9 protein-coding genes and 1 pseudogene are annotated in these 14,429 nt (G+C 66.5%); 5 read left to right on the top strand and 5 right to left on the bottom strand.

Translation table 11 applies throughout. From position 1 onward, the window contains the following. Positions 1 to 151: pseudogene (locus JF66_RS06325) on the bottom strand (GNAT family N-acetyltransferase); the annotation flags it as partial. 168 nt (positions 152 to 319) lie between these two features. Here JF66_RS06325 and JF66_RS06320 point away from each other — a divergent pair. The 4 genes from JF66_RS06320 (at position 320) to JF66_RS06305 (ending at position 8,950) form a co-directional block, all read left to right on the top strand. Continuing rightward, positions 320 to 1,534: an NADP-dependent isocitrate dehydrogenase gene (locus JF66_RS06320; RefSeq protein WP_035876333.1), complete on the top strand. Its 1,215-nt coding sequence runs from the start codon at positions 320 to 322 to the stop codon at positions 1,532 to 1,534. A 130-nt stretch (positions 1,535 to 1,664) separates the two neighbouring features. Next, complete coding sequence (locus tag JF66_RS06315) at positions 1,665 to 3,563, top strand: heavy metal translocating P-type ATPase (protein ID WP_051973195.1); 1,899 nt, start codon at positions 1,665 to 1,667, stop codon at positions 3,561 to 3,563. 457 nt (positions 3,564 to 4,020) lie between these two features. After that, entirely contained in the window at positions 4,021 to 7,623 is a 3,603-nt protein-coding gene (locus tag JF66_RS06310) for a S8 family serine peptidase (protein ID WP_081882187.1), read from the top strand. 97 nt (positions 7,624 to 7,720) lie between these two features. Then, positions 7,721 to 8,950, top strand: coding sequence for an MFS transporter (locus tag JF66_RS06305; protein ID WP_035876323.1), 1,230 nt, complete (start codon positions 7,721 to 7,723; stop codon positions 8,948 to 8,950). On the opposite strand, the gene JF66_RS06300 is transcribed toward JF66_RS06305, so the two are convergent. The 3 genes from JF66_RS06300 to purU all read right to left on the bottom strand — a co-directional run bounded on the left by JF66_RS06300 (position 8,925) and on the right by purU (position 11,267). Beyond that, positions 8,925 to 9,851 carry an amidohydrolase family protein gene (locus JF66_RS06300; protein ID WP_035876322.1) on the bottom strand — a complete coding sequence of 309 codons (927 nt, stop codon included), beginning with the start codon at positions 9,849 to 9,851 and terminating at the stop codon, positions 8,925 to 8,927. The genes JF66_RS06305 and JF66_RS06300 overlap by 26 nt on opposite strands. Before the next feature lie 5 nt (positions 9,852 to 9,856). Further along, the gene (locus JF66_RS06295) at positions 9,857 to 10,228 is read right to left on the bottom strand and encodes a YrdB family protein (RefSeq protein ID WP_035876321.1); all 372 of its coding nucleotides are present in this window, start codon (positions 10,226 to 10,228) and stop codon (positions 9,857 to 9,859) included. Positions 10,229 to 10,385: 157 nt separating this feature from the next. Beyond that, positions 10,386 to 11,267, bottom strand: coding sequence for a formyltetrahydrofolate deformylase (purU, locus tag JF66_RS06290; protein ID WP_051973194.1), 882 nt, complete (start codon positions 11,265 to 11,267; stop codon positions 10,386 to 10,388). A gap of 173 nt (positions 11,268 to 11,440) precedes the next feature. Here purU and JF66_RS06285 point away from each other — a divergent pair, with 173 nt between their 5' ends. Then, a complete protein-coding gene (locus tag JF66_RS06285; protein ID WP_051973193.1) occupies positions 11,441 to 12,724 on the top strand; it encodes an MFS transporter in 1,284 nt (427 codons plus the stop codon). A 10-nt stretch (positions 12,725 to 12,734) separates the two neighbouring features. Here the strand turns inward: JF66_RS06285 and JF66_RS06280 are convergent, their stop codons facing one another. Beyond that, the gene (locus JF66_RS06280) at positions 12,735 to 14,285 is read right to left on the bottom strand and encodes an amino acid permease (RefSeq protein WP_035876319.1); all 1,551 of its coding nucleotides are present in this window, start codon (positions 14,283 to 14,285) and stop codon (positions 12,735 to 12,737) included. Positions 14,286 to 14,429: the final 144 nt, after the last annotated feature.

The raw sequence follows: 14,429 nt of genomic DNA, 5'->3' as shown, positions 1-14,429 counted from the left end.
CTCGCTGCCACGACGTGGCCGGGTTGATGACGGATGCCCCGGCGGAGTAGGACACGGGTGCAATGAATTGCTCCTGGCCTGGCTTCAGGCTCAGGTTGTTGGCCGCAACGATATTACGTGCGGACAGTTCTTCCAGTCTCAGCTCACCCATGCTCTCAGGCTAACGTCTGCTCGGCACCTCTGGTAGACGCAATTGAGATCCGGGGTGTGTTGGACCCGTGTCATCGGTGAGAATTTATCTCGATGTCAAGATAGTTACGGGCGTCTAGTAAGCTGGTCGGTGGCCGTGACGGCCACCGATGTTTTAGAGGAGAGTTCATTGTCGAAGATTAAGGTTGAGGGAACGGTTGTCGAGCTTGACGGCGACGAGATGACCCGCATCATCTGGCACGCGATCAAGGACACGCTCATTCACCCGTACCTCGATATTGACCTCGAGTACTACGACCTGTCGATCCAGAAGCGCGATGAGACGAACGACCAGATCACCATCGACGCGGCTCACGCCATTCAGAAGCACGGCGTCGGTGTCAAGTGCGCCACCATCACCCCCGACGAGGCTCGCGTCGAGGAATTCGGCCTGAAGAAGATGTGGCTCTCGCCCAACGGAACGATCCGTAACATCCTCGGCGGCACCATCTTCCGTGAGCCGATCGTCATCTCCAACATCCCGCGCCTCGTTCCCGGCTGGAACAAGCCGATCATCATCAGCCGCCACGCCTACGGCGACCAGTACAAGGCCACCAACTTCCGTTTTCAGGGCAAGGGCACGCTCAGCATGACCTTCACCCCGCAGGACGGCAGCGAGCCGTCCACGTTCGAGGTGTTCCAGGCCCCGGGTGACGGCGTCGCCATGGGAATGTACAACCTCGACTCGTCGATCACCGACTTCGCCCGCGCCTCGCTCAACTACGGACTCGAGCGCAAGGTTCCGGTCTACCTGTCGACCAAGAACACGATCCTCAAGGCCTACGACGGTCGCTTCAAGGACATCTTCCAGGACATCTTCGACACCGAGTTCAAGGCCGACTACGACGCTGCCGGCCTCACCTACGAGCACCGTCTCATCGACGACATGGTCGCATCCGCCATGAAGTGGGAGGGCGGCTACCTCTGGGCATGCAAGAACTATGACGGCGACGTGCAGTCGGACACCGTAGCCCAGGGCTTCGGCTCGCTCGGCCTCATGACAAGCGTGCTCTCGACCCCCGACGGCAAGGTCGTCGAGGCCGAGGCCGCTCACGGAACCGTGACGCGCCACTACCGCCAGCACCAGCTCGGCAAGCCCACGTCGACGAACCCGATCGCGTCCATCTACGCCTGGACCCGCGGCCTGTCCCACCGGGCCAAGCTCGACAACAACCCGGCCCTTGCCGAGTTTGCCCTCACCCTCGAAGACGTGGTCATCAAGACCGTCGAGAGCGGCAAGATGACCAAGGACCTCGCGCTGCTCGTCGGGCCGGACCAGGGTTACCAGACCACCGAGGAGTTCCTCGCGTCGCTCGCGGAGAACCTGCAGGCCCGCCTGGCCTGAACGGCCCCGCACGGCTAGGAATCTCGATGCAACGACCCCGACCTCTCCGGTCGGGGTCGTTTCTTGTGTGCGGGCTCAGGGGAGGCTCGCCTTGCTGGCGTGATCGGCTTCGGCGCGTCAGAATTTGAGTATGAAACGCATGGTGGCTTCCGTCCGGCGTTATCCGATCGTCGCGGCGACGGTTCTGGTCGGCCTTGTCGGTATCGTCCTGTGGTGGAGCGGGCCGCCAGGAGCGGTGCAGTGGCTGTTCAGCGTCTTCGGGCTGATCGTGGCCGTCATCGAATTCGTTGGCATGGTGCGCCGGTTTCGCCAGGGCACCTTCGGCGTCGACCTGCTCGCGATCATGGCCATCCTCGCCACGATTGCGGTGGGCGAGTACGTTGCCACCCTCATCATCGTGCTGATGCTCAGCGGCGGGGCGGCCCTCGAAGACTACGCGGCGGGCCGCGCCACGCGAGAGCTCAATGCCCTGCTCCAGCGCGCCCCGCAGATCGCCCACCGCTTCACCGAGTCCGAAACGGATGTCGTGGACGTGCCGGCCACCGAGGTGGCCGTGGACGACCTGCTGCTCGTGCGCCCGGCGGAAATCGTTCCCGTCGACGGCGAACTTCACTCCAGCGAGGCGTCGTTCGACGAATCATCGCTCACGGGGGAGAGCCTGCCGGTGGAGCGTCACGCCGGCGACAGCGTGTTGAGCGGTTCGATCAACGGGCAGACCGCGGTGACGATTCGGGCCACCGCGCGCGCGGCCGACAGCCAGTACCAGCGGATCATCGCCCTGGTCGAAGAGGCCGCATCCAGCAAGGCCCCCGTCGTGCGGTTGGCGGACCGCTACGCGGTTCCCTTCACCGTCTTCTCGCTCGGCCTGGCGGGTCTGGCCTGGCTGCTCTCCGGCGATCCGGTGCGTTTCGCCGAGGTGCTCGTGGTGGCCACACCGTGTCCCCTGCTGCTGGCCGCGCCCGTCGCCTTCATGGGCGGCATGAGCAGGGCTGCCCGCAATGGCATTATCGTCAAGGGTGCCGGCGTGCTCGAGACGCTCGCCCGCGCCCGCACCGTGGTTTTTGACAAGACCGGAACGCTCACCAACGGCACACCCGTGATCGCCGAGGTACGCCCCGAGCCCGGCTTCACGGCGGACGAACTTCTGGGTCTCGCCGCGTCGGCCGAACAATACTCGTCGCACGTGCTTGCGGCCTCCGTCATCGCCGAGGCCCGCAGCCGGAACCTCGTTCTCACGGCGGCCGATTCCGCGAGTGAGATCGCCACGCACGGTGTCGTGGCGCAATTCGGTTCCGTCGACGTGGTCGTGGGTAAGCTCTCGTTCATTCGAGAGCGCGTCACCGAGGCCGAAGCCGCCGGCCTGCGTGAGGGGGAGCTGGCCATGTATGTGGCCGTCGGTGGACGTTTCGGGGGCTGCCTCGTGGCCAGGGACCGGGTCCGGGAGAACGCTCAGCACACGGTGGCCCAGCTCAATCGGCTCGGCGTCGGCGAGACGCTCATGCTCACCGGCGACGCACGCGCCACGGCGGAACACATCGCCGCGCAGGTAGGCATCACGCGTGTGCAGGCCGACTGCCTGCCGAGTGACAAGGTCGACGCGGTCCGGAACCTCACCGCCCGCCCGGTGATCATGGTCGGCGACGGGGTCAACGACGCCCCGGTGTTGGCGGCGGCCGACGTCGGCATTGCCATGGGCGCACGGGGGTCCACGGCGGCGAGCGAATCAGCGGATGTGGTCATCCTGCTCGATGACATCTCCCGCACGGCTCGCGCCGTGGTGATCGGCCAGGACACGGTTCGGGTCGCCCTGCAGAGCATCTGGATCGGAATCGCGCTCAGTGTGGTGCTCATGGTCATCGCCGCATTCGGCCTCATCCCGGCGACCATCGGTGCGCTCAGCCAGGAATTCGTGGACCTCGTCACCATCCTGAACGCCCTTCGAGCGGTCGGTGGACGCCGGGACGCGGCGGCCGCTCGGGCAGCCAGCCCCGTCCCGAAGCCGGTCTCGTCCGCGAGCGTCTCGCGCTGACACGGTAGCTGTCGGCCCCGACGGGGCGTCGCATTGCCCGGTGCGAATCCGAACCCTCCCGGTACGGTCGCGGCGATGTCGAATTCCGGGACGGGGCCGAGCGATTCGGGCGTCCGTTCACGGCAGCGTTCGGTTTCGCACGCTGCACGCCGGTCGGCACCAGGCGAGTGCGAGCTGCTCCGGGAATGATCAGGTTTTGCACCTCCACGAGCCCGAAGCGCATCCGCCGAGCCGTGTGCTGGAGTCGGCGCGGAGATGCGGACACGAGGTGTTCTGTCCCCCAAAGGGGGATTTAAATGTCTGGTCAGGAGCGAATCGCTGCGATAGGTTCACAATCAAGTTGTGCCCCGAGCCGGGGCAGAACCGTCCGCGTAACCACATCGGATTGGACAAGCTTTTGAGCTCTCTTTTAAGGCCACCCACGTCTCACCCCAACCCGGGCAGGCGCCTTCGCGGCATGACCGCGGCCGGCCTCACCTTCGCCCTCGTGGGCGCCGCAACCCTGGTGGGTGCCAGCGGAGCCGCCGTTGCGGCCCCCGGGCAACCCGGCCTCGCCGGAGTCATCGGTGCCGGGATTTCCCAGCCGATGACCGACCTGACCGCCGGACGGTACATCGTCACGCTGGCTGACGATGCCGTCGCCACCTATGACGGCGGCGTCGATGGATTCTCGGCCACGACACCGGGGACAGGCAAGAAATTGAACGCGCAGAGTCGCGCGTCAGAATCATATGGGGACTATCTCGGGGGAAAGCAGAAAAAGGTCGCGGCCTCGGTCGATGCCGACATTGACTACTCGTACACTCTCGCCATCAACGCCTTCGCGGCCGACCTCAGCGCGAAGCAGGCGGTGGCGCTCTCGTCGCAGAAAGACGTGGTCTCGATCACGCCCGACGAGCTGCGGCACATCACCGCGACCCCCTCCACCGAGTTCCTCGGACTCAGCGGCGACAACGGTGTGTGGAACAGCATCGGCGGCGCGGACCAAGCCGGTGCCGGCGTGGTCGTCGGCGTGCTTGACACGGGAATCGCCCCGGAAAACCCGTCCTTCGCCGGTGACGCCCTGGGCACGACAGCGGGAGCCGAGCCCTACCTCGACGGCAGCACCATCACCTTCAAGAAGGCCGACGGCGGCACCTTCACGGGTACCTGCGTGGCCGGGGTGCAGTTCGCCGCCAGCGACTGCAACACCAAGGTCGTCGGTGCTCGGTACTACGTCAACGGTTTCGGCGCCAGTCGTATCGGCGATGCGTCGGTCGGTGAGTACGCCTCGCCGCGCGACGGCGACGGCCACGGATCGCACACGGCCAGCACTGCTGCCGGCAATCACGACGTGCCGGTCACCATCAGCGGTCTCGACTACGGTCTGATCTCGGGTGTTGCTCCGGCCGCGAAGATCGCTGCCTACAAGGTGTGCTGGAGTGGTCCGAACCCGGCGGCTTCCACCGACGACGGATGCGCCACCTCCGACATGCTCGCCGCGATCGACCAGTCGGTCGCCGACGGCGTCGACGTGCTGAACTTCTCGATCGGAGGAGGAGCGGCCACGACGACCGTTTCGCCCACCGACGTGGCCTTCCTCGGAGCGGCCTCGGCCGGTATCTTCGTGGCGGCCTCGGCCGGCAACTCCGGGCCGGGTTCTTCCACCCTCGACAACGCGAGCCCGTGGATCACGACCGTCGCTGCCAGCACGATTCCCGGCTACGAGGCAACAGCCACCTTCGGAGATGGATCCGCCTACGCCGGTGGCTCAATCACGGTCGACCGTACGCCGGGGGCCACCCCGCTGAGCGGTGACCTGGTCAGGGCCGATCTCATGGCTGTCGCCGGGCACGATGCGGCCGACGCCCTGCTGTGTGCTCCCAATTCTCTGGACACGGCCGCCGTCACCGGAAAGATCGTGCTCTGTCAGCGCGGAGTCTACGACCGGGTCGCCAAGTCTGCCGAGGTGAAGCGGGCCGGCGGAATCGGCATGCTCCTCGTGAACAAGACGCCGGGTTCCGTCGACACCGACGAGCACTCCGTTCCCACCGTGCACCTCGATTCCCCGTACTGGGCTTCGACCTACGCCTACGCGGCAACGACCGGTGCCACCGTCACGTTCACGCCGGGCAACACCACGAGCTACCAGCCGCCGACCCCTCAGGTCGCCGGCTTCTCCTCTCGTGGACCGGTGCTCGCCGACGGCAGTGACATCCTGAAGCCCGACATCACCGCTCCCGGGGTTGCCATCCTCGCCGACGGCGCCAACGCCGCCGGGGCGGAGCCCACCTGGCAGTTCCTGTCGGGCACGTCGATGTCGTCCCCGCACATCGCGGGCCTGGCCGCCCTCTACCTCGGAGAGCGCCCCACCGCGACGCCCGGCGAGATCAAGTCGGCCATGATGACGAGTGCCTACAACACCGTTGACGCGGCCGGCAATCCCATCACCGATCCGTTCACCCAGGGCGCCGGGCACGTCGACCCGACGAAGTTCTTCAACCCGGGCCTGCTCTACCTCAACGACACGGCCGACTGGTATTCCTTCATTCAGGGCATCGGCTATGACGTGGGTGTCGAACCCATCGACGCGAGCAACCTGAACCTCGCCTCCATCGCGATCGGCGCGCTGACCGCACCGGAAACGATCACCCGCACGGTGACCGCCACCGCCGGCGGCGAGTTCACCGCTCAGCCCATCGACATCCCCGGAATCGACGCCGTGGTGTCGCCGTCGACCATGTCGTTCAGCGGTCCCGGTGACACGCAGAGCTACACCGTGACATTCAGTCGAACGGATGCCCCGCTCGACTCGTTCGCCACGGGCTCTCTCGACTGGGTCAGCGGAACGGGCGACAGCCGAGTGTCGGTGCACAGCCCGATCGCCGTGCAGCCCATCGCGATCAGTGCCCCGGCCAGCGTCGAAGGCACCGGAATCGACGGGTCGGTGGACGTGTCCGTCACCCCCGGTTCCACGGGTGAGCTGCCGCTGAACGTCAGCGGACTCGCCGCGGGACTGCACCAGTCGAACCCGACCGATCCCACGAGCCCGAACACCGGATCCGGCACCGCCGGTGACGAGTTCACCTACGCGGTGGACGTTCCGGCCGGGGTGCAGCTCGCCCGATTCGACCTGAACGCGGTCGATGACACGAGCGACCTCGACCTGATCGTGTACCGCCTCGACGGTCCGGGTGGAACCCCCGTCGCCGGGTGGCAGTCCGCAACGGGATCGGCCGATGAGCGTGTCGACCTGCCCGCCCCCGACGCGGGTTCGTACCTCGTGATCGTCGATGTGTACTCCGGCACGACAGCGTTCGACGTGAACACGTTCTCGGTTCTCGATGGGGTCGGTGAGGGCGGCTTTGCGGCAACGCCGTCCACGCTGACCACCGAACAGGGCGTTCCGGTGAGCTACACGCTCAACTGGACAGGCCTGACGCCCGAGACCAGCTATATCGGCATTGTCGGGTACGGAGACACAGCGGTCACCACCGCGGTCTCTGTCGCATCCGGTGCGGCCCCCGTGCCGACGGCTCCCGTGAACTCGGTGCTGCCGACGATCGAGGGCACCGCCGTGGTCGGAAAGACCCTGCGCGCCAATCCCGGCGAGTGGAGCCCGGAGGGCGTGCGGTACAGCTATCAGTGGCAGGCCGATGGCGTCGACATTCGCAAGGCAACCACGTCGACGTTCAAGACGGGCAAGAAGGACGGCGGCAAGACGTTCACCGTGGTCGTCACGGCGTCGAAACAAGGCCTGGATTCTGCGACCGCCACGTCGGCGGGAGTCGTCGTGAAGTTCAGTTCGAAGACCGCGATCAAGCTCGAGAAGACTCGCGCTCACTCCGATCGGGGCACGAAGGTGGAGGTGTCCGTGAAGTCCGACGGTCCCATCACCGGGCCCGTCACGCTGATGGTGAACAAGGACAGCCACCCCGTCACGCTCGACAAGAAGGGCAAGGGCACCGTCACGCTCTCGCACCTCAAGCCGGGCACATACGAGGTGACGGCGGTCTATGCCGGCAGTGACGTTGTTGCCGGGTCGACGAGCAAGACGCAGACCCTGCATATCGACCGGTAGTACATTTCAGACCAGGCAGGGCCCCCGGTCGACAGACCGAGGGCCCTGCCTCCTGCGCGGTCCGCGGACGGTGTCCCGCCACGGGTATTCTTAGTGGATGCGACCGGGCCTCTTCTCACGCGGCCCGGTATCCGGGACGACGCCGAAACCACGACTGTCTCGCGACGTGATCGTGCTCGGCGTCATCGCCTTTTTCGTGATGGTCGGCTTCGGTGTGGTGGTTCCCGTTCTGCCGGTCTATGTGCGCAGCTTCGGCGTGAGTTACGTGGCCGTAGGCGCCGTCGTCTCGGCATTCGCGCTGATGCGCCTCGTCACAAGTCCGTTTTGCGGTCGGCTCATTGATTGGGCGGGGGAACGCACGATCCTCTCCGTGGGAATCGGTATCGTGGCTGTGTCCAGCGGTCTGGTCGGAGTCGCCGACTCCTACCCCCAGCTGCTGCTTCTCCGCGGCGCCGGAGGCATCGGGTCCGCCCTGTTCTCGGTGTCCGCAATGACCCTGCTGCTCGGGTCAACGCCCTCGGCCATCCGTGCACGAGCCATCGGCTTCTACCAGGGTGGATTCCTGATCGGTGGGATGGCCGGCCCTGCCATCGGCGGACTACTCGCTACGATCTCGCTCACCGCCCCCTTCTTCTTCTACGCCGGCACCCTCGCGGTGGCGGGCACCATCGGTATCGTGCTTCTGCGGTCGAGCGGTCCCGCGTCGTCGAACGAGGGGGAGAGCGCGCAGCGCACGCCTTTCCGCGTTGTTCTCCGCGACACCCGCTTTCGGGCGGCGTGCCTCGCCAACTTCGCGCAGGGGTGGACATCGCTCGGCATCCGCGCCACCCTCGTGCCCGTCATCATCGTCGAGGTTCTGCGCGGATCGACGAGCTGGACGGGGATCGCCTTCGCCTGCGCGGCCGTTGCGCAGACCATCGCGCTCGCCCCGGCCGCCCGCTTCATCGACACCGTCGGACGACGCCCGGCCATCATCGGGGCGTTCGCGCTCGCCGCAGTCACCATCGTGGCCGTGCCGTTCGCGCCGAACATTTGGCTGCTGGGCGCCCTGCTGTGCGTCTATGGGGTGGCCGCCGCGTTCATGGGAACTGCTCCCGCCGCGGCGCTCGGCGACGCGGCCGGCCCGCGCAGCGGTCGACCCGTGGCCATGTTCAGCATGTTCGCCGACGCCGGCGCCATCGCGGGTCCGCTCGTGGCCGGACTGCTCGTGGACCTGGTGTCGTTGCCCGTCGCGTTCCTGGTGGGCGCGTTGTTCCTGCTCGCCGCATCCGCGTACGCCCTGCGGATGCCGCGGGAGAGACTCAGCCCAGCAGTCGAAGCCCGGTGAACCAGCACACCTGACGCAGCCAGTCATCGTCGAGGCGAGGTTCACGGTCGCGCAGCCGCCCGAGCGCCTCGAGCTGGTGCGCGTAGGGGTAGGGGATGTTCGGAAAATCGCTGCCCAGCACCACCCGGCCGTCGAGGTCGGCGAGCCGGGGAAACAGGTCGGCGGGGAAGGGCGCGACCGCCTCGAAGAAGTCCGTGAACGCCATCGTTGTGTCGAGGTGTACCCGTGAGTATCGCTCGGCGAGGGCGAGGAATTCGCCGTACTCGGGCGATCCCATGTGCGCGACGACGGCCGTGAGAAGCGGATGCCGACGCAGCACGCCCTCGAGCTTGTCGGGTCCGGTGAAACCCTGCCGCGGCACCGGGCCGCTGCCCACGTGGATCACCACGGGAATCTCGGCGTCGGCCAGGAGCCCCCACACCGGATCGAGCGCCGGCTCGCGCAGATCGAAGCCGCCCACCTGCGCATGGATCTTGAAGACCCGGGCGCCCCGGTCGAGCGCCGAATTCACCTGATTCAGCACGCCGTCTTCGGGGAAGAATGTGGCGCTGGGCACCACATCGGGCTCGCTCGCCGCGAGGTCGAGGGCGAAGTCGGTGAGGTCGGCCGCCATCCCCGGTCGGTGCGCGTACGTGAGTGCCGTGAAACGACGCACGCCCAGGGCCCGGATGCTGGCCAGCCGGGAGTCCTGATCGGTGCGGTACTCAATCGGCCAGGGTCGGCCGATCAGGGGGCCCGCCTCATCGAAATGTGCCCAGACCCGGCGCAGCATGCGTTCGGGCAGAAAATGCGTGTGGATGTCGACCAGACCGGGCAGATCGAGCGATCCCCACCATGCGGGTACGTCCGCGTCGGTGAGCGCGGAGTGGCTGAGCGCGGAGTCGCTGACGGGGGCAGTCACGACGACTAGTCGGCGAGTTCTCTGCGGCCGGAGATAATGCCGCTCACGGTGGCCGTGATGGCAAAGACGACAGTGATGATGGGCTGGCCGAGGTCCCACCAGGCGATTGCCGCAGCGCCGAAGACGCAGATCTCGACGAAGGCCTTGCCGAAAGGATCAAGGGTGAAGACGGCCCTGGGGGAGCGGAACAGCGCCCAGACCAGAATCGCGAAGGCCGGGGCAGCGAACCCCACGATGACGCCGGGCCAGGGGAGCGGCCAGGCCAGGAACCCCCAGATGCCGAGGGTCACGAATGCGAAGAGTTCGAGCACGAAACGGAGCATGTCGTTGGGGCCGACGGCGGGCTTCTGCGCGGGGTCCTGAGGGGTGTCTGTCACGACAGTCAGTCTAGCGATGAGTGGCTCCGAGTCGCTCGGCCCAGCGACGTTCGACGCTGAGCCGTTCGATGCGGTGACGTTCGGTGCGGAGTCGTTCAATGCGGTGACGTTCGGACCCGTGACGGTGGCCCCGTGACGGTGGCCCCGTGACGGTGCACTACTTGAAGATGATGGTGCGAGCGCCGTCGAGCAGCACCCGATTCTCGGCAAACCAGGTGACGGCCTGGGTCAGCGTGCGGCTTTCCTCATCCTGCCCGATGGCCACGAGCTCGGCCGGGGTTCGGGAATGGTCGACCCGCACGACGTTCTGTTCGATGATTGGCCCCTCGTCGAGGTCACCCGTGACGAAGTGGGCCGTGGCGCCGATGAGCTTGACGCCGCGAGCATGTGCCTGTCGGTACGGGTTGGCGCCCTTGAATCCGGGCAGGAAAGAATGGTGGATGTTGATCATGCGCCCGGCGAGCCGCTCGCACAGTTCAGGGGAAAGGATCTGCATGTAGCGCGCCAGCACGACGAGTTCGATGTCGAGCTCGTCGACCGCGGCGATGACCCGGGCCTCGAAGGCCGCCTTGCTCGCCGCATCCGTGATCGGCCGCGATTCAAAGGGCACGCCGTAGAACCCCACGAGGTCGCGGAGGGTGCCGTGATTGCTCAGCACGAGGGGAATCTCGACCGGGACCTGGCCACCACGGTGGCGAAAGAGTAGATCGTTGACGCAGTGCGCGGCCGACGACGCAAGCACGAGCGTGCGCAGTGGGCGGCCGACGACGTCGATGACCGAGGTCATGTCATAGCGCGCGATCACCGGCGCCAGGGCGGCATCGAAGTTGCCGCGTTCGGCCGGTGATTCCACCTGCAGGCGCATGAAGAAGCGCCCGGTGTCATCGCTCGAGAACTGCTGGCTCTCGACGATGTTGCCGCGAGCCTCGACGATGGCGCCGCTGACGGCATGCACGATGCCCGGCTGGTCCGCGCACACGAGGGTGATCACCCAGTGATTGTTGGCCGGGTGGTGCGGTGCCGCGAGTGCAGAAGTCATCCGGCCAGATTACCCGCGGGAGTGGCCACGCGGCGACGGGTCAGATAGCGTAGACGGTGGTCGCGACCACACTCGCGGCCCCGGGCGCGCACGTCAGCGCGCAGCCGTTCTGTTTTTCCCATAGTCGATGTTGGCTCCCTGGGCCCGGAACCGCCGCTCGCGATTGCAGCAACATGTCTCTCACTGCCTCAATTCCCATTCAACGCGCCGACGGGCCGACCGCGCCGTCGGCCGTTCCCGCCCCGCCGTTTCCCTGGGTCGGCCTCATCGTTCTGGGCGCAGCCGTGTTCCTCTCGATCACCTCCGAGATGATGCCCGTCGGTCTCCTGCCCGAGATGAGCGCCTCCCTCGACGTCGATCGGTCCCAGATCGGTCTGCTCGTGAGCTGGTTCGCCTTCACCGTCGTGGTGACGAGCACGAGCCTCGCTCATCTCACCCGCCGAGTCTCGCGTCACGGGCTCGTCGTTGCCGTGCTCCTGGTCTTCGCCCTCAGCAACGTGCTCACGGCCATTGCGCCCACATACGAATTTGTCGTGGCGTCGCGCGTGCTGGGGGGCATGGCGCACGGCATCTTCTGGTCCGTCGTCGGTGCCTATGCCGGACATCTCGTTCCCAAGGAACAGATCGGTCGCGCGGTGTCGATCACCGTCGCCGGCGGAACTCTCGCGTTCATCTTCGGCGTTCCGGTCGCCACCCTGGCTGGTCACCTGCTGGGCTGGCGACTCACCTTCATCCTGTTGGCCGTCCTCATGGTCGCGGGTGCCGCGCTCGTGTGGCGTTTCGTGCCCACGGTGACGCACCACGCGGGGCAGCAGGCGCGCGGGAAGACCGCGGCAGCGACATCCGTTCCCGCCGCCACCCCGCCGCGTCGCGACCCGACGACCGCCGCGGTGGCGCTGATTTGCGCGATTACGGCGATCACGATGGTGGGCCACTACACCTTCTACACCTACGTCACACCGTTCCTCACCGACGGGCTGGGGGTCGGCTCATCCGATGTACCCATGATGCTGTTCCTGTTCGGCATCGCCGGGGCCGTGGGCCTGTTGCTCGTCGGAACGGTCTTCGGGCCGCGCCCGCAGCTCGGGCTGGTGGTGGGTGTCGCCGTGAGTGCCCTCTCCGTGACCGTGCTCGCCCTGACGCTGCTGCCCGTTTCGGTCGTGTCCATGCCGGTCGCCGTGGTGGCCTTCATGCTCTGGGGCCTCGCCTTCGGCACCCTGCCGCCCCTGCTGCAGACCCGGTTATTGCACAGCGCCTCTGCTCGCATTCGCGACACCGCGAGCGCGTTCTACACGACAGCGTTCAACGCCGGTATCGGCGCGGGAGCCCTGCTCGGCGCGCTTCTGCTGGATACCGTGGGCCTGAATGTCGTCCCGTGGGTCTATGTGGGCCTGCTCAGTCTCGCGCTCGCTCTGGTGGTCGTGACCGACCGGATGTCGAGCCGCCGCGTCGCCTGACCGCGCGACATTACTCCCGGGGGCGGTCGGCCAACGGACGATTCGCGATCACGGGTATCCGGCCCGTATAGCCCTGTCGAGCGATCGCAATCTCGAGGATGCGCCCACGGCAGGCGTACCAGCCCAGAACGAGCGCCGGAATGATGAGAAGAAGGGAGCCGATGGTCAGTGTTCCCACCGGCCAGTCGAAGGCCATGAGCACGAGCACGCCCACGAGGAACACCAGGGTGAGGTAGCTCGTCACGGGAGCGCCGGGCATGCGGAACGCCGGGCGCTCGAGCAGACCCTTCTTCGCCCAGGCCTGCAGGCGCATCTGGCACAGCACGATCATGCCCCACGAGCTCACGATTCCGAGTGCCGCCACATTGAGCACGATCTCGAACGCCTGCTCCGGCACAAACGCATTCAACGCGACACCCAGCAGGGTGACACCGCCGGTGAGCAGAATGCCGCCGAAAGGTACGCCCCGCTTGCTGACCCGGGCGGCGAAGCGCGGGGCTGAGCCAGCGAGTGACATCGATCGGAGTATGCGCCCGGTGGAATACAAACCGGCGTTGAGCGAGGAGAGCGCCGCCGTCAGCACCACGAGGTTCATGATCACGTCGACACCATCGATCCCGATTGTTCCGAAAAACGTGACGAATGGGCTTTCGCCCGCCTTGTATGCCGTGTACGGCAACAGCAGGGAGAGCAGAAGCACCGACCCGACGTAGAACACGGCGATGCGCATGATCACCGTGTTGATCGCCTTCGGCATGATCTTCTCGGGGTTCTTCGTCTCGCCGGCCGTCGTGCCGACGAGTTCGATGGAGGCATAGGCGAACACGACGCCCTGCACCACGAGAACGGATGCGATCAACCCGTTGGGCAGCCAGCCTCCGTTTTCAGCGATCAGCGCGAATCCGGCGGATGCACCGTCGAGCGGCGTGCCGAAGATCACCATTGCGGTACCCACGATCAGGAAGGCCACGATGGCGAGAACCTTGATGAGGGCGAACCAGAACTCGAGCTCGCCGAAGACCTTCACCGACAGGAGGTTGAGGGCGAGCACCACCACGAGGGCGAGGAACGCGAAGATCCACTGCGGGGTGGTGCCGAACGGCGCCCAGTACGTGGAGAAGAAGTTCATATAGAGCGCAACCGCGGTCACGTCGACGATCGCGGTCATCGCCCAGTTGAGCCAGTACAGCCAGCCGGTCGCGAAGGCGGCCTTCTCCCCGAAGAATTCCCGGGCGTACGACACGAACGATCCCGACGATGGGCGGTGCAGCACGAGCTCACCGAGCGCGCGCAGAATCAGGAAGGCGAACAGGCCGCACACCGCGTACACGATCACGAGGGCGGGGCCCGCGCTGGCGAGTCGGCCGCCCGCGCCGAGGAACAGACCGGTGCCGATGGCGCCGCCGATGGCGATCATCTGCACGTGACGAGCCTTGAGCCCCTTGTGCAGGCCCTCGTCTTCGTGAACGCTCAGGGCGTCTTCGATGTGCTCGAGCGGTGTCTCCGCGCGGTGGTCGGCCTGGTGATCCGGGTGCTGGGACCCCTGGGTTGTGCTCGTCATGGGGCCACGTCCGATCGTTTTGTTGCCTCGGATACACTACCGCTGCCGGGCCACGGGCCTCACCGGCGTTGTTGACGTATCCAGAGGGTGACCCCCAGACGGCTGATAGACTGACCCCTTAGACCCCGACCTGACGAGCCTGGA

The organism is Cryobacterium sp. MLB-32, assembly GCF_000738085.1.
Taxonomy (GTDB): Bacteria; Actinomycetota; Actinomycetes; order Actinomycetales; family Microbacteriaceae; genus Cryobacterium.
This window is presented reverse-complemented; position numbering and strand designations above follow the sequence as displayed.

What these genes read in the sequence shown, in the direction of transcription:
- JF66_RS06315 (WP_051973195.1), top strand. Translation starts at nt 1,665, where the DNA reads ATGAAACGCATGGTGGCTTCCGTCCGGCGTTATCCGATCGTCGCGGCG.
- JF66_RS06310 (WP_081882187.1), top strand. Translation starts at nt 4,021, where the DNA reads ATGACCGCGGCCGGCCTCACCTTCGCCCTCGTGGGCGCCGCAACCCTG.
- JF66_RS06305 (WP_035876323.1), top strand. Translation starts at nt 7,721, where the DNA reads ATGCGACCGGGCCTCTTCTCACGCGGCCCGGTATCCGGGACGACGCCG.
- purU (WP_051973194.1), bottom strand. Translation starts at nt 11,267, where the DNA reads ATGACTTCTGCACTCGCGGCACCGCACCACCCGGCCAACAATCACTGG.
- JF66_RS06285 (WP_051973193.1), top strand. Translation starts at nt 11,441, where the DNA reads ATGTCTCTCACTGCCTCAATTCCCATTCAACGCGCCGACGGGCCGACC.
- JF66_RS06280 (WP_035876319.1), bottom strand. Translation starts at nt 14,285, where the DNA reads ATGACGAGCACAACCCAGGGGTCCCAGCACCCGGATCACCAGGCCGAC.